Consider the following 14268-nt stretch of genomic DNA (forward strand, 5'->3'; position numbering starts at 1 on the left):
GCCGCGGCCCCGTCCGAGGCGGGGACGCTCAGCCCGAGAGGGCCGCGAGCGTCCCCGCCTCGACGCGCAGGAAGCGGATCTCGCGCGCCGTGCGCCCCTCGCGCGATCGTGGATCCACGTCCGCTTCCGGGTCGGCGTGGGGACGGCAGATCTCGAGGGGGCCATCGGCCGGCGGGTCCTGCGCGAGGCGGTCGAGCGGCCTGCTCGGGGTGACGGAGACCCGGCCCCGGTTCATCCACAATCCGCGGGAGCGGGTGGAGGGCTGCTGGCGGGCTGGGTAGGGTCACGGTGATCTGCTGCACATCTGGAAGGCTCCCGCATGTCTCGTCGACTCCTGGCCGCCGTGGCCGCTGCCGCTCTGACCGTGGGGCCCGCCGCGTGCGGTGATCCGTCGGAGGGCACGAAGACCGACCCGCCGCCCTCGATCGACATCGAGCAGAGCGATGACGGTGCGAGCGACGGCGGAGGCGACGAGGGCTCGACCGAGGCTGCGCCGGATATCCCTGCGCCCGACCCCGCGGACTACCCGGGGATGGACGAGCAGACGCCGGAGGGGGCGGAGCAGGCGTTCAAGTATTTCTGGGATGTGGCTCTATGGTCGCACCAGACCGGAGATTCTGAACTTTTGAGGACACTCTATTCTGATGTCTGTCGGGGTTGTGCGGGCCTTGCAGACGACGTGGATGCCATTGGTATGAGTGGTGATTATTGGACGGATGGTGCCATTGAGGCGATAGATGTTGCCGCCGAAGATAGTCTCGACGGTCATGAAATTGGGGTGGTGTATCGTTTCATTCTTACGGAACATCGTGACCCGGCTAGTGGAGACCCAAAGGGGGTTGTTCACGACCAGGAATGGGTCGCGGCCGCGGGAATGAACTGGATCGGTGAAGGCTGGATCATTGAGGATCTAAGTTCCTCAACCGAGGGGGGTGTCGATTGAGGGGGCGCGTATTTGGTTTCATCGTCACCTGTTCTCTGGTGATGGTTTTAGTGACTCCTCCGGCTTCCGCTGGGTTCGGCGCCGAGGGTAATGACGGGAACATAGACGCCTGGGTGAAGGCGGTCGGTACACGAATACTAGACGGCAGCATTGATGCAGATCGACCCAGCGGTGGTGGCAAGTCTAATGTATTTGTAACCTCCCGCGAACTTTCGAATAGAAGTCGACATTCATGTGCAGATCTCTCTGATTCGGAATTCGACAGTGCACGTTGCCAGGTGGACAATATTGTGTGCATCGTGCGGGATGCCGCTTCTGGTGACGGGGATGGGTTTGTCGCGACAGAGGTGTTGCGCGTTGACAACCGGCCTGGTCGGGAGTCGGAGACTCTGCTCGATTACGAGTGCCGCGCACGAGGTGGAACCCTCGTCCAGGGTGGTCAGCCCGTCGTGATCACGGTGACTCTCGAGGATTTCGCGTCGATGCCGGTGCAGCCGTTGGTGGCGTCGGCGGGTCCGCCCGAGGGGTGGTTGCCGGTGAACATGGTCAACGTGCTGTATGCCGAGTCCGAGACTCAGACGATGGACATGACACTGCTGGGAACGCCGGTTCAGGTGCGGGCGATCCCGGTGAGCTATCACTGGGACCTTGGTGACGGGAACACGATCACGACCACGGATCCGGGTGCTCCGTATCCGTCGGAGCAGGTGTCGGCGACGTACACCCAGGAGGGCTGGTACGACGTCACTCTGACTACGACCTTCAGTGGTCAGTTCTCTGTGGCCGGCGGCGCGTGGCAGGACATCGACGGAACGATCGACGTCGCCTCCGATCCGATTCCGATCTTCTCGAAGTCGTTGGAGTCGCGGCTGGTCAATGGTGATGTTCCGGTCGATGAGGAGGGGGACCCGTGGGTCCCTGAGCGGACCGCGGAGACGGAAGGTCCGAAGGATCCCGAGGCGACCCACCGCGAGATCTGACGGCGGCCTCTTCGCCGACGGACGCCGTCCGCCGCCCGAACCGTTCCTCCACAGAGCGCCTCTGTCCCCAATTGAGGGCCCGCTCTCGCCCCCACCGCCGAGAACCCGCACGCTTGTTCGAGAAGGCCGCTCTACTCCAGGAACGGCAGAGCACGGCAAACGCGGAGGAGGGGGTGCCCCATGGAACACGACGCACAGCGCTGGACGACGCGGCTCGCGACGCTCCTCGACGAGGCGCCCGACGCCGAGGACATGACCCTCGAGACCGAGGCCGCACTGGTCGACCTCATCGCCGCGACGGAGCGGGCGAAGGCGCGCGTCGCCGCCGTCCAGGCCCGCGCGGAGAGAGCCTTCTGGACCGCCCAGATCCGCACGCAGAAGCAGCAGGGCGTCGCACGCGATCAGCGCGGACGAGGCATCGCCGACCAGGTCGCGCTCGCACGACGCATCACCCCCAAGCAGGCGTCCGACGAAGTCGCCCTGCATCGCGTGCTCCTGGACTCACTGCCCCGGACCTCGGCACTGCTCGACGCCGGTGAGATCAGCGAGCTCGCTGCCCGCCGCGTCGCGGAGAACGTGCTCGTGCTCGACGACGATGATCGGGCGAACGTCGACGCCGCCGTGGCAGACAGCCTCCCCACCGTCACCGCGCGGCGCGCGGGGGACCTCGCGCGAGCGCGGGCCCAAGAGCTCGACCCCGAAGCAGCGGTGAAGCGGCACCAGCGGGCCGTGGCCGATCGCAGGGTCACGCTGCAGCCCGCCGTCGACGGGATGTCGATCCTCCGGGCGGTTCTTCCCCTCCAGGAAGGTGTCGCCGTGTTCTCGACGCTCACCGACACCGCGAAGAGCGCCCGGTCGAGCGGCGACCAGCGCACCAAGGGCCAGATCATGGCCGACACCATGGTCCGCCGAGTCACCGGGCTCGAGCAGCCGGAAGACCTGTCCGTCGAGATCCAGCTGCTCATGACCGACACGACGCTCCTGGGAGACGAGGTGCAGACGGCGTGGATCGACGGCCACCCCCTGCCCGGGCCCGTCGCACGCGACCTGGCCCTCGGCGTCCGCACAGCGAGCACGGGTGTGGGACCGCGCGACAGGAGCAGCGCCGCGGAGCGAGCACCCCTCGCGAGCGCCGCGGAGTTGCCCCGCAAGGACAGCGCCCCCGAACATGCCCGCCGCTCAGGCACCCCCGACGAGCCACCGCCGCAGATCACCCCGCCGGAGGTCACGCAAGCCGCCCGATGGATTCGCCGCCTCTACACCGACCCCCGCACCGGCGAGCTCCAGGAGGCCGACCCACGTCGGCGACTGTTCCGCGGCGCCACGCGCCGCTTCATCCTGCAGCGCGACCAGCGCTGCCGCACCCCTTGGTGCGATGCGGCGATCCACGACGTCGACCATGTCCACCGCTTCGCGGACGGCGGGAGTACGGACGCCGCCAACGGAGTGGGTCTCTGCCAGCGCTTCAACGTCGCCAAGGAGATGCCCGGGTGGCACACCGATCTCGAGCCAGCGAGCGACGGTGCCCCGAGCCGGCTGACCATCAGCACCCCCACGGGCCACGTCTACACCTCCACCTCACCCGCTCTGCGCACCATGGCCGATGCGCTCGGCGCCGAGATCCTGGAGGAGACTCCCGCCGAGACTGCAGACGGGGCCGACATCGACCACCAGATCGACCGCCAGCCCGCCGACGCGCCCTCGGACGCGCCCACTGTTGAGCCGGACCCTGCGACCGCAGAGTCGTCCGACGCTGCGACCGACGGCACAGGGCTCAGGGGCGACCGTGTCGACCTGGGCCGGGAGCCTCCGCCAGCGGCGGCCTGAGGGGGCGCCCACGGCCCCGAGCTGCGTGACCACGCCCGTCGAGCAGTACGCCGGGGATCCGGTCCCCGTGCTGCCTCACGACCTCCGCGGCAGCAGCAGGACGACCAGGCCCAGGACCGCGAGCACCGCCACGGAGATCGTCCACGGTCCGAGGTCGACGAGGGACACCATGGCCAGGACCAGACCGGCGATGACGGAGAAGCCGATCACCGCCAGCAGCATCCGCCCCCACAGTCGCCATGCGGACCGCTCGAGCGTGCCGTGGGCGGGAATCGTCGCTGCCAGCGCGAACACGGCATGCGCCACCAGCAGGGCGACCCCCACGAGCGCCGCCCTGCCCATCGACAGCCCCGGCTGTGGCACGAGCACCGCTAGCACCGCGATCGGAGCCAGGACCCCGATCTCGCTGTCCGGTCGCAGCACCAGCGCGAACGCGCCGACCAACACGAGCAGCGAGACGATCCCCGTGCCGAGGTTCGCGAGGGGTCCGGCCGGCATGGCCAGCAAGGTGGCGACCGCGAAGCCCACCACCCCGAGCCCCCGCAGCGCCCACTGGGTGCCGCTGATGCGGCGCAGGTCCAGCAGCCGCTCGGCGATCGGATCGAGCATCCGCGGTGCGCGCATCAGGACCTCCTCCGTCGCGGGGCGGTGCGTGCGGCGGCGAGGGAGAGCAGCACCGGCGTCAGCGAGGACGGCCCCTCCCACGGGATCACGGGCACGCCCGACTCCCGCAGCTCCCGCACCGTCGTGCCGCGCAGCAGCCGCCGCAGCGCCCACGCCTCCGCCCAGAATCTCTCCGAGACCGTCCCGTCGACTCGCAGCGGCCGACCGGTCAGCGCGGCGACTTCTCCGATGCTCGGCGGCAGGGTGTCCACGACGATCACGTCCGCGCCATGGGCCACGAGAACACCGATCTGCGCGATGGCCTGGTCGTTCAGCAGCGGCGAGCAGACCACGGCCAGGGTCCCGGCGCGCACCCGCCCCAGCCGGTGGATCGAGCGGGCCGTCCCGTCGTCGCGGCCGGCGCGGGCGAGCGCGTCGGTGAGCACCCGCAGCTGCCGCGGCCCCGTCCCCGCCCGCACCGGGCCGATCAACTGCCCGATGTCGAACACGGACACTCGGTCACCGGCGGCCAGGTAGTGCCGGGCGACGGCCGCCGTCGCCCGGACGGTCATGTCGAGGCTCGTCGGTGCATCGGCGTCGGCCCACGGGGCGGGCTGCACATCGGTGATGGTGTCGGTGACCAGCAGGACGTCCGTGTCCTGCTCGGTGAACGTCGCGTTGGTGTGCAGCCGCCCGGTGCGGCTGGTCACGCGCCAGTTGATGCGATGCAGACGATCCCCGGGCCGGAACTCTCGCACCTCGCTGAGCGCCGTCCCGTCACCCCGGCGCCGGGACAGGTGCGCGCCGCTGACACCGATCGGCGTGGGCACCTCCACCGGGGCGTCGAGGACGGTCGAGGAGGGCACGACCCGCACGTCCACGGGGGGAAGGGTCTGCTCGGTGCGGAAGGCGCCCAGCCCGTCGGCCTGCACAACGTGCAGCGGACCCACCCGGACCCGGCCCCAGCGGTTCGCGCTGACCCGCATCCGCACCTCGCCGTCGCCGGCCGCGGCACCCAGCTTCGGGGAGAAGCGGGCCCCGGAGCGCAGCGGCACGGCGAGGGCCGTCAGGGTGCCGGGGGCGGTCACCACGGCGACGGTGGTGGTGCCACCCTCCTCGAGCGTGCGACGCCCGGTCGCGATCACGGGCCCGTCCCCGCGCTCGTCCTCGCCGCGGAGATGCCGTCGGCCGAGGGCGAGGACGACCCACACCAGCAGCGGCAGCGCCGCGATCACCACCTGCGGGCGCCCGACCAGCACCGCGAGACCGAGCGCGACGGCGACGGCGAGCACGGCGCGCACGAGCGCCGGGGTCGCCCGGAGGGCGCCGCGGGTCGTGGGCGCGCTGGCCCCGCTGGTCGTGGGGGAGCTCACGCGCCGCCAGCCGCCCCGTCGGACTCGGCAGCGGCCGGGACCGCCACCTGGGAGAGCACGGCGTCGACGACCCCGGCCCCGGTGGCGTTCTGCAGCCACAGCTCGGGCTTGACCGTGACCCGGTGGTCGAGCGCGGCATGCGCGAGGGCCTTGACGTCCTCCGGCACGACGTACTGCCTCCCGCGGATCAGGGCGAGCGCCCGGGCGCAGGTGATCAGGGCGAGGGTGCCGCGCGGGGAGGCCCCGACTAGTGCGTGCTGGTGCTGCCGGGTGGCCGCCACGAGCGAGACCGCGTAGTGGCCGACCGCCTCGGTCACGTGGACCTCCTCGACCGCGGCCTGGACGGCGAGCAGCCCTTCGGCGTCGAGGACCTGTGCGACCTCCTGCTCCTCGCGCCGACGGTCCAGGCGCCGCGCGACCACGGACCACTCCTCCTCGGGGCTGGGATAGCCGAAGCTGAGCCGGAGCAGGAAGCGGTCGAGCTGCGCCTCGGGCAGCGGATAGGTGCCCTCGTGCTCGACGGGGTTCGCGGTGGCGAGTACGTGGAACGGCTGCGGCAGCTTGCGCGTCGTGCCCTCGACCGAGACCTGCCGCTCCTGCATCGCCTCGAGCAGCGCCGACTGGGTCTTCGGGGGCGTGCGGTTGATCTCGTCGGCCAGCAGCAGACCGGTGAACACCGGACCCGGGCGGAACACGAACTCGCCGGTGCGCTGGTCGAAGACCTCCGCGCCGGTCAGGTCCGCGGGCAGCAGATCCGGCGTGAACTGGGCGCGCGTGAACGGCAGGCCGAGCGCCTGGGCGAAGGAGCGCGCGGCGAGGGTCTTGCCGAGGCCGGGCAGGTCCTCGAGCAGCACGTGCCCGCCGGCGAGGATGCCGGTGAGGACCTTCTCCAGGGCCGGGCGCTTGCCGACGACGGCGGTCTCGACCGCATCGAGCACCTTCTGCGCGGCGGTCGTCGCCTCGGCGGGAGTGAGCGCCCACGGGCCGGCGTGAGGGTCGGCGCTGGCGGTGGCCGACGGGTCGGCAGGTCGTTCTGTCTGGTCCTTCATCGGTCCCTCTCCTCGCGCGCGGCGAGTTCTCGGATGTAGCGGTGCAGGTCACGGCGGTCGATCGCCCGGATCGGATGGGCCTCGGCATCGGGATGGCGCGCCTCGTCGAGCAGCTGCGCGAGCTGTGCGCCGAGCGGCGGGGCCGACGGGTCGCGGTCCTGCTCCTCGGCGATCTGGCCGAGCACCCGGCCGAGGCCTCGGGCGGTCATGCGGCGGGACGGCTGGGCGCCGTGCACGAGGTCCTCGAGGCGGCGCACCCGCATGTCCTGGGCGTGGGGGAGGGCGTAGTCCGCGTCGAGGTCGAGATCCGGGGCGTCGAGCGACTCCGGACTCTCGATCCCGCGACTCAGCAGCCACCAGCCGCCGCCGATCGCGAGGGCCAGCGCCACGGGGAGCGGCAGGGCGAGCTCGAGGCCCCAGAGCCGGAACAGCCCCACGAGCACCAGGGCGCCGGCGACGCAGCCCCCGAGCCGGAGCAGCAGACCCTTCATCGCGCCGCCCCCTCGTCCAGGCCCTCGAGCAGGGTGTCCAGGAGCGCCACCGCCTCGCCGCGGTCGGTCTCCGCGAGCGGCTCGGGGTCGAACAGCGCCCGCCGGTACAGGTGGGCGAGGCGGTCCAGCGCGGCCCGGTCGAGGTCGAGCGTCCCCAGCACCGACACCACGAACTCGAGCGTGGTCTGCGCCGGGTCGCGGCGCACACCTGCCGCGGCGATCGCCCGCTCGACGGCGAGCCAGGCGGCGATCACCGCGTCCTGGGCGTCGACCTGGGTGCCGAGCAGCTCGCGGGCGTCGTCGAGGGCGGCGCGGGCCTGTTCGACGGTGAGTTCCTCCTCGCCGGCCTCCTCGGCCTCGAGGGGGCCCGGTCGGGCGAGGGACCGCAGGCGCCACAGCAGGATCACCACCGCGGCCGCGGCGACGAGTCCCAGGAGGACGAGCAGCACCGTCATGATCGATCCCGCGACCCGCTGGGCGACCGGGTTCGCGGTGGGCCGCTCCTGCTCGCCGAACTCGGGCTCGGCGAAGGAGATCTCGGGCGTCGGCATCGGCCGCACGGACCGCGTCCCCTGGTCGTGCACGATCGGTGCGGGTCCCCGGTCCGCGGAGGCGCCGAGCATCGCGACGCTCGCCCCGACCAGGACCAGCACCGCGAGCAGCCAGACCGTGAGGCGGCGGCGACGGGCGAGGTCCGGGTCGGGGGCGGCGGTCATGCGGTCGCGCCGTGCGGTGAGGCGACGATGACGGACTGCTCGCCGGCGATGCGGGTGAGGATCAGCGTCGCGGACTCGTCGCCGTACTTCCGCGGACGCAGGCGGCGCCGCAGCTCCTCGGGTTCCACGGCGGTACCGCGCTTCTTGATCTCGAGCACCCCCAGGCGATTCTCGCGCAGGTAGGCGGCGAGGCGCTTCATCCCGAAGGGCATCACGTCCCGCACCGCATAGCCGCGCGCGAAGGGGGTGCTGATGCGCCGGTCGCCGCTGAGGTACGCGATCGTCGGATCGAGGGTGCGGGCCTCGAGCCGGTCGGCGAGCGTGCCGATCAGCCCGGCGCGGATCACGGCGCCGTCGGGCTCGTAGAGGTGGTCGCCGAGCGGTCCGGGCTGCGGGTCGGCGGGGGCGTCGGTCCCGCGGTCCAGGCGGTGGGCGCCGTCGCGGTCGATCAGCAGCGCCGAGGAGCGGACGCCCTCGCGGGCGAGCGGGCCGCACCAGAGCGCCGCTTCGAGCACCTGGCCGTGGAAGGACAGCCACTGCGCTTCGACCTCAGCGGGCAGCGCCTCTCTGTCCACGGCCGGGCCGAGCTTGGCCCCGAGCGGACCGAGCTCGCCGTCGCGTCCGAGCCGGCGCGCGAGCTCGAGCACGGTCGACAGGGGCGGTTCGTACTCCTCGGGGTCGTGGAGGCGCCGGGTGCCGCCGCGGGCTGGAGCCCGCCGGGCGGGGTCCAGCCAGATCCCCTCGGTGTCGTGCGGGTCGTGTCCCTCCGCGGTGCCGAGCCGCACGAGGGCGGTGGGGAAAGGGCGCAGGTTCACGGTGGCGACGGCGACGGTCACGGGGTCGCGGTCCACGGCGATGACGTCGTGGCCCAGGCCGGCGAGGGCCATCGAGTCCCCGCCGATACCGCAGCCGAGATCGGCGACGGAGCCGACGCCCGCCCGCTGGAAACGCTCCGCGTGCAGCGCCGCGATCGGCAGACGCGTGGCCTGCTCGAGCCCGTGCGGGGTGAACAGCATCGACGCCGCGAACTCGCCGAACTTCTCGGCGCCCTTCGCGCGCAGCCGCGCCTGGGTCATCACGGCGGCGACCAGCTCGGGGGAGTGCCCCGCCTCCCGCAGCCGCGCTCCCTGGCGCAGCGCGTCCTGCTCGACGTACGGGGGGAGAGCGTTCAGCAGGGCCCAGCCGTCCCGCTGCAGCACGGGTTCGAGGGTGCGCAGCGCCGCGTCGGCGTCATCGGAGGGCGGAGCCATGCGTGCCAGGCTACCCGCTGGGCACCGGTGCCAGGAGCCCGGACCGACGTGCGAACACGTGGCGCGGGCACGTCGTCGGGGAGAGCTCAGGCGCGGGCGTCGAGCACCAGCTTGCCCCGGGTGTGTCCCTCCTCGAGCAGGCGGTGCGCCTCCGCGATCTCGCCGAGCGGCAGCACCTTGGAGACCTCGAGCGGCAGGCGCCCCGAGCGGACGCCCTGCACGAGGTGGTCGAGCCGCTCGCGGCTCGCGACGATCCCGGGGATGCGCGCGTCGATCCCGCGTTCCCGGGCAGGGGCGAGGTCAGCGAGCGACGGCAGGGCGACGATCCGGCCGCCATCGGCGACCACGTCGAGGCTCGGCAGGAAGGTCTGGTGGTAGTGGGTGTCGAGCACGAGGTCGACGCCGCGGCCGTCGGTGAGGCGCTCGATCTCCCGCGCCCAGTCGTCGGTGTCGTACGGGATCGGCTCGGCGCCCAGCTCGCGGATCCGCTCGGCGTTCGCGGCCCGGCCGGTGGCCCACACGTGCGCGGCTCCGGCCTCGCGGGCAAGGGGGATCAGAAGCTGGCCCACGCCGCCGGTCCCGCCGTGCACCAGGACGGTCTGTCCCGGGCGCAGCTCGGCGGCGTCCTCGAGGGTCGCGATCGCGGTGAGGCCGACGAGGGCGAGGCCCGCCCAGCGCGGCAGGTCCTCCTCGGGGATCTCCCCGGGAATCGGCGCGAGGTCGTCGGCCGAGATCGCCACCACCTCGGCGGCGGTGCCACGGGGGTCGGTGGGGCCGCGCATGCCGAAGACGCGCATGCCGACGGTCAGCCCGCGCGATCCGAGCTCGGCCTCGTCGAGGTCGGACCCCGCGCCGATCACCACCCCGGCCATCTCGCGTCCGGTCCCCGCGGGGAGGACGAGGTCCTTCGCCCGGCCGGAGGAACCGTCACGGATCTTGTAGTCCAGCGGGTTCAGTCCCACGTGGGAGACCTGCACCAGCACCTCGCCGGGGGCCGGTTCGGGCACCGGGGCGTCGGTGTGAAGGGTCAGGACCTCGGGGCCGCCGAAACGGTCGAAGCGGATCTCGCGCATGGCCCCATGATGCACCCGGTGCCGGGGAGGCGGGGGAGAGGGGCGGGGGAGGCGCCTGGGAGGAGGCGGGGGCGGGACGGGTGCCGACGAGGGCGGGCGAGGTGGCAGGATGCGGAGGACGTGCACCAGCATCCCAACGAGAAGCCCGAGGAGCAGCGATCCATGGCCGGCGAGCGCACCGATTCCTGGCAGTGGCGAGCGCTGCTGATCCGCGAGCTCGCCCTGTCTTCCCGCCTCGAGGAGGTCCCTCTCGCGGAGGCGCTCGGGAGGGTGCTGGCCGCCGACGTGACGAGCCCCGAGGAACTCCCCGCGGAGCCGCTCTCGGCGATGGACGGCTTCGCGGTACGGCGGGCGGACCTCGGCGGGGGCACGGCACCGGGCGGGGTCGACAGGGTGCTGCCGGTGCTCGCCGAGCTGCCGGCGCGGCCGGGGCGCGTCGGCGCCCTGCCCCCGGGGGCGGCGGCGCGGATCATGACCGGCGCTCCCGTGCCGGAAGGCGCCGACCTGGTGATCCCGGTCGAGGACACCGATGCCGATCCCGTCGGCCCCGCCCCGGAGCGGGTGCGGATCCGTGTGGCCGGCGTGCCGCGGGCCGGGCGGCACATCCGCGGCCGCGGCGAGGAGGTGGCCCGCGGTGCCGTTCTCGCGGAGCGCGGCCGACGGGTGGGGCCCGGACTGATCGGGCTCGGTCGCGCCCTGGGGATCGGGACCCTCTCGGTTCTCGCGCCGCCGCGCGTGGTCGTGGTGGTGACCGGTGACGAGCTCACCGGGGCGCAGGATGCGACGGAGGCGGGTTCCGTCCGCGAGTCGAACGGCGAGATGCTCGTCGCCGCGCTCGCCGCCGACGGGGCCGACGCCTCCTGGAGGCACAGCGGCGATGACCCCGCCGCTCTGCGCGCGGTGCTCGAGCGGGCCGCCGCGGAGGCGGACCTCGTCCTCACCACCGGGGGGATCGGCAGCGGCGCGTACGACGTGGTCAAACAGCTGCTCGGCGAGCACGGCGCGGGCACCAGCCGCTTCGCCCACCTCGCGCTCCGCCCGGGCGGCCCCCAGGGCTGGGGCCGACTCCCGGGCGGCACCCCCGTCGTGCACCTGCCGGGCACGCCCGTCGGCGCGCTCGTCGGCCATCACCTGTTCGTGCGGCCGCTCCTGCCCGGCGTCGACCCGGCACCGCGGCGGCTCCCGCTCGGCGCCGACGGGGGAGATCGGGGAGACCGCGCCGACGGGGGAGACGGGCGTGACGGGGGAGGCCGGGCCGACGGAGTGGGCCGAGCCGACGGGGTGCTCCGCGCCCTGCCGGGTCTGCTGCGCCGGGACGTCGACGGCCGGGAGAGTGTCGACGTCCTCCCCGGCAGCCGCCTCGCCCCCTACGGCCGGGCCGACGCGCTCGTGCTCCGCGACGGCGGCCCCGGAGCGCTCGTCCTCCCCCTGTGAGGACCCGATCTCCCGCCGTGAGGGACGGCGCCCGCTGTGATGGGCGATGCCGTGCCGCCGATACCCTGGGCCGCATGTCCCCGCTGCACCTGCGCCCCCACGGCGCGACCGTCCTCGCGATCGTGGTCTGGGTCGTGCTCGGCCTGCTCGCCGTCGAGGCGCTGCTCTCCGCCGGGGTGCGGGGGCTCGGCGTCGTACCGGGTCTCGCACTGATCGCCGGGCTGATATGGCTGCTGCTATGGGCACCGCGGGTCGTGCTCCACGAGGAGGAGGTCGAGGTGCGCAACATCCTGCACACCCATCGTCTCCCCTTCGCGGCGATCACCGCCGTGCGCCTCGGGGCGATGCTCCGCCTGGACACCCGCGCGGCCGACGGGTCACCGCGCACGATCTCCGCCTGGAACGCCCCCGGCATCGGCCGCGACAACCCGCTCGCGCGGGCCGGACGCGACGAACCCGGTGCGGGCGGGACCGACCGTCGGCGGCGGCTCTCCCGCGGGGAGCGGCTGCGCCGTGACCAGGAGCGCAGTCGCTCCGCCGTCGTCCGCGACCGCTGGGAGAGCTGGGCCGAGCGGCGGGGGGACGAGCCCGCGGCCGCGGCGGACGGGACGGCGATCCCGACGACCAGCGTCAACGTGCGCGAGATCGTCGTGCTCGGGGTGCTCATCGGCCTCGTCGCGCTGCGCGTCGCCCTCTGAGGATCCCGCCGCGGCCGCGCGATGCGGAGCCGCCCCGGACGCGGGACGGGCCCGACCGCCTCTCGGCGATCGGGCCCGTCCGCTGCGGGAATGCAGGCGCGGGATCCCGGGGGATCAGGCCTTCATGCCCACCTGGGTCCAGTCGACGTTCTCGAACTGCGAGGCGCCGTAGTTCACGATGCCGGTCTTCACGCCCACGATGTTCGGGGTCGCGTAGAACGGGATGATCGCGAAGGACTCGGCGATGACGGTCGAGATCTCGTTGGCGACCTTCTTGCGCTCGGCGTCGTCGAACGCACCCTTGATCTGGCCGTCCAGATCGCCGAGGCGGTCATCGGCGAAGTTGGTGAAGTTCTGGCCGGAGTCGAGCGGGTACACCAGGTTCACCGAGGAGGACTCGGGGAACTGGCTGCCGACCCACGAGAAGGTCACCGCGTCGAAGTTCTTCGGGGTCACGTACTCGTCGAAGTACGCGTCCGAGGGGACGGTCTCGACGGCGACCTTGAAGCCGATCGCGTTGAGGTTGGTGACCACCTGGGCGGCGCGGTCCTCGTTGGACTTGGTGTCCGCGGGGACGACGATGTTGAAGGCCAGCTGCTTGCCGTCCTTCTCGCGCACGTCGCCGTTGAGGGCCCAGCCGGCCTCGTCGAGGATCGCCGCGGCACCCTCGGAGTCGAAGTCGAGACCGCCGAAGGAGTCCTCGTAGCCGTCCTGACCGGGCATGTAGACGAAGTTGTCGACCAGCACGATCGGGGCCTCCAGGGGGCCGATGACGGCGTTGCCGATCGCGGTGCGGTCGATGCCGCGGGCGATCGCCTCGCGCACCTTCACATCCGCGAGGGCGCCGTCGCCGCCCTGCGTGTTGATCGTCAGGTGGGTCCAGGTCAGACCGTTGGTCACCTGGATCGCCGCATCCGAGCGACCCTTGGCCTGGGCGAGCTCGTCGCCGTTGGCGATGTCGTAGGCGTCCAGCTCGCCGTTGGCGAAGGCGGCCGGGGCCTGCGACTGGTCGGTGACCTTGTAGATGATGGTCTCGAGCTTCGGGGCGCGGCCCCACCACAGCTCGTTGCGCACCAGGGTGACGACGCCGCCCGCGGCGTCGATCGAGCCGACCTTGAAGGGACCGGCGGACGGGGTGGCCTGCGAGGTGTAGCCCTCGTTGAAGGCCGCGACGTCGCCCGAGATGGAGGCGGGCAGGGTCGGGTAGGCGACGGTGATCCAGTCGACGAAGGGCGAGGAGAACTCGATCTCCGCGGTGAACTCGTCGTCGGTCTGGCGGATTTCCTTGATCTGGTCCCAGCCCACGGAGGAGACGATCAGGTACTCCTCGTTGGTGGCGTTGAGGGACTTCCACTCGGCGATCAGGTCGGCGACGACGATCGGGTCGCCGTTCTCCCAGACCGCGCTCTTGTTGAACTTGACGGTGACGATCTGCGGATCCTCACTCGTCAGCTCCGCGCTCTCGACATAGTCGGGGTTCATGGTCTTCTCGCCCGACTCCGAGTACAGGATCGCGTGGCCGTAGCCCATCGCGTCGCGGATCTTGGTGAGGTCGGCGAGGTTGCCGTCGGTCTGGTTGGAGTTCCAGTTGTTGGGCAGCTGCGAGACGGCGAGGGTCAGGGTGCCGCCGTCGGCGACCGCGTCGTACTCGGCGCGCTCCCACGCGGTCGAGGGCAGGGAGGCCTGCTCCTCGGCGGCCTCGGAGTTCTCCTCGGCGGCCTGCGAGGCCTGCTCCTCGGCGGACTGCTGACCGCAGGCGGCGAGGGCGAGGGCGGTGCCCGCGGCGGCGGTGCCGCCCAGGAACAGGCGGCGGGTGCTGGTGATCTTCATA

General features: G+C 72.5%; 14 protein-coding genes. 5 read left to right on the forward strand and 9 right to left on the reverse strand.

Features of this window, described 5'->3' with window-relative positions:
• Positions 1 to 28: 28 nt before the first annotated feature.
• Positions 29 to 235 carry a hypothetical protein gene (locus ACZCAH_RS09345; RefSeq protein ID WP_464340817.1) on the reverse strand — a complete coding sequence of 69 codons (207 nt, stop codon included), beginning with the start codon at positions 233 to 235 and terminating at the stop codon, positions 29 to 31.
• 84 nt (positions 236 to 319) lie between these two features.
• Between ACZCAH_RS09345 and ACZCAH_RS09350 the strand changes: the two genes are divergently transcribed.
• The 3 genes from ACZCAH_RS09350 (at position 320) to ACZCAH_RS09360 (ending at position 3750) form a co-directional block, all read left to right on the forward strand.
• Complete coding sequence (locus ACZCAH_RS09350) at positions 320 to 943, forward strand: DUF6318 family protein (protein ID WP_464340818.1); 624 nt, start codon at positions 320 to 322, stop codon at positions 941 to 943.
• Between the two features lie 278 nt (positions 944 to 1221).
• A complete protein-coding gene (locus tag ACZCAH_RS09355) occupies positions 1222 to 1923 on the forward strand; it encodes a PKD domain-containing protein (RefSeq protein WP_464340819.1) in 702 nt (233 codons plus the stop codon).
• Between the two features lie 180 nt (positions 1924 to 2103).
• A complete protein-coding gene (locus tag ACZCAH_RS09360) occupies positions 2104 to 3750 on the forward strand; it encodes an HNH endonuclease (protein WP_464340820.1) in 1647 nt (548 codons plus the stop codon).
• Positions 3751 to 3825: 75 nt separating this feature from the next.
• Here the strand turns inward: ACZCAH_RS09360 and ACZCAH_RS09365 are convergent, their stop codons facing one another.
• From ACZCAH_RS09365 to ACZCAH_RS09395, 7 genes are all read right to left on the reverse strand, one after another.
• Complete coding sequence (locus tag ACZCAH_RS09365) at positions 3826 to 4374, reverse strand: hypothetical protein (RefSeq protein ID WP_464340821.1); 549 nt, start codon at positions 4372 to 4374, stop codon at positions 3826 to 3828.
• Positions 4374 to 5726, reverse strand: coding sequence for a DUF58 domain-containing protein (locus tag ACZCAH_RS09370; protein WP_464340822.1), 1353 nt, complete (start codon positions 5724 to 5726; stop codon positions 4374 to 4376). The genes ACZCAH_RS09365 and ACZCAH_RS09370 overlap by 1 nt, the downstream gene beginning before the upstream one ends.
• A complete protein-coding gene (locus ACZCAH_RS09375) occupies positions 5723 to 6775 on the reverse strand; it encodes an AAA family ATPase (protein WP_464340823.1) in 1053 nt (350 codons plus the stop codon). Before ACZCAH_RS09375 ends, ACZCAH_RS09370 begins: the two co-directional genes overlap by 4 nt.
• On the reverse strand, positions 6772 to 7266 hold the full coding sequence (locus ACZCAH_RS09380) for a hypothetical protein (RefSeq protein WP_329747173.1): 495 nt from the start codon (positions 7264 to 7266) through the stop codon (positions 6772 to 6774). The genes ACZCAH_RS09375 and ACZCAH_RS09380 overlap by 4 nt, the downstream gene beginning before the upstream one ends.
• Positions 7263 to 7982 carry a DUF4129 domain-containing protein gene (locus ACZCAH_RS09385; RefSeq protein WP_464340824.1) on the reverse strand — a complete coding sequence of 240 codons (720 nt, stop codon included), beginning with the start codon at positions 7980 to 7982 and terminating at the stop codon, positions 7263 to 7265. Before ACZCAH_RS09385 ends, ACZCAH_RS09380 begins: the two co-directional genes overlap by 4 nt.
• Positions 7979 to 9232 (reverse strand): THUMP-like domain-containing protein, encoded by a 1254-nt coding sequence (locus ACZCAH_RS09390; RefSeq protein WP_464340825.1) that lies wholly within the window; start codon positions 9230 to 9232, stop codon positions 7979 to 7981. The genes ACZCAH_RS09385 and ACZCAH_RS09390 overlap by 4 nt, the downstream gene beginning before the upstream one ends.
• An 86-nt stretch (positions 9233 to 9318) precedes the next feature.
• On the reverse strand, positions 9319 to 10305 hold the full coding sequence (locus ACZCAH_RS09395; protein ID WP_464340826.1) for an NADP-dependent oxidoreductase: 987 nt from the start codon (positions 10303 to 10305) through the stop codon (positions 9319 to 9321).
• Between the two features lie 120 nt (positions 10306 to 10425).
• Between ACZCAH_RS09395 and ACZCAH_RS09400 the strand changes: the two genes are divergently transcribed.
• Positions 10426 to 11739, forward strand: a complete 1314-nt coding sequence (locus ACZCAH_RS09400; protein WP_464340827.1) for a molybdopterin molybdotransferase MoeA — start codon at positions 10426 to 10428, stop codon at positions 11737 to 11739.
• A 74-nt stretch (positions 11740 to 11813) separates the two neighbouring features.
• Entirely contained in the window at positions 11814 to 12437 is a 624-nt protein-coding gene (locus ACZCAH_RS09405; protein ID WP_464340828.1) for a PH domain-containing protein, read from the forward strand.
• Between the two features lie 114 nt (positions 12438 to 12551).
• Here ACZCAH_RS09405 and ACZCAH_RS09410 read toward each other — a convergent pair whose 3' ends face one another.
• Positions 12552 to 14267 carry an ABC transporter family substrate-binding protein gene (locus tag ACZCAH_RS09410; protein WP_464340829.1) on the reverse strand — a complete coding sequence of 572 codons (1716 nt, stop codon included), beginning with the start codon at positions 14265 to 14267 and terminating at the stop codon, positions 12552 to 12554.
• Between the last annotated feature and the right edge of the window lies 1 nt (position 14268).

The sequence above is a fragment of the Brachybacterium sp. B718/18 genome, from assembly GCF_055454375.1.

Excerpts from the sequence above, each read along its gene's own strand:
- ACZCAH_RS09390 (WP_464340825.1), bottom strand. The coding sequence starts at position 9,232 with ATGGCTCCGCCCTCCGATGACGCCGACGCGGCGCTGCGCACCCTCGAA.
- ACZCAH_RS09405 (WP_464340828.1), top strand. The coding sequence starts at position 11,814 with ATGTCCCCGCTGCACCTGCGCCCCCACGGCGCGACCGTCCTCGCGATC.
- ACZCAH_RS09410 (WP_464340829.1), bottom strand. The coding sequence starts at position 14,267 with ATGAAGATCACCAGCACCCGCCGCCTGTTCCTGGGCGGCACCGCCGCC.
- ACZCAH_RS09365 (WP_464340821.1), bottom strand. The coding sequence starts at position 4,374 with ATGCGCGCACCGCGGATGCTCGATCCGATCGCCGAGCGGCTGCTGGAC.
- ACZCAH_RS09385 (WP_464340824.1), bottom strand. The coding sequence starts at position 7,982 with ATGACCGCCGCCCCCGACCCGGACCTCGCCCGTCGCCGCCGCCTCACG.
- ACZCAH_RS09350 (WP_464340818.1), top strand. The coding sequence starts at position 320 with ATGTCTCGTCGACTCCTGGCCGCCGTGGCCGCTGCCGCTCTGACCGTG.
- ACZCAH_RS09395 (WP_464340826.1), bottom strand. The coding sequence starts at position 10,305 with ATGCGCGAGATCCGCTTCGACCGTTTCGGCGGCCCCGAGGTCCTGACC.
- ACZCAH_RS09375 (WP_464340823.1), bottom strand. The coding sequence starts at position 6,775 with ATGAAGGACCAGACAGAACGACCTGCCGACCCGTCGGCCACCGCCAGC.
- ACZCAH_RS09380 (WP_329747173.1), bottom strand. The coding sequence starts at position 7,266 with ATGAAGGGTCTGCTGCTCCGGCTCGGGGGCTGCGTCGCCGGCGCCCTG.
- ACZCAH_RS09345 (WP_464340817.1), bottom strand. The coding sequence starts at position 235 with ATGAACCGGGGCCGGGTCTCCGTCACCCCGAGCAGGCCGCTCGACCGC.
- ACZCAH_RS09360 (WP_464340820.1), top strand. The coding sequence starts at position 2,104 with ATGGAACACGACGCACAGCGCTGGACGACGCGGCTCGCGACGCTCCTC.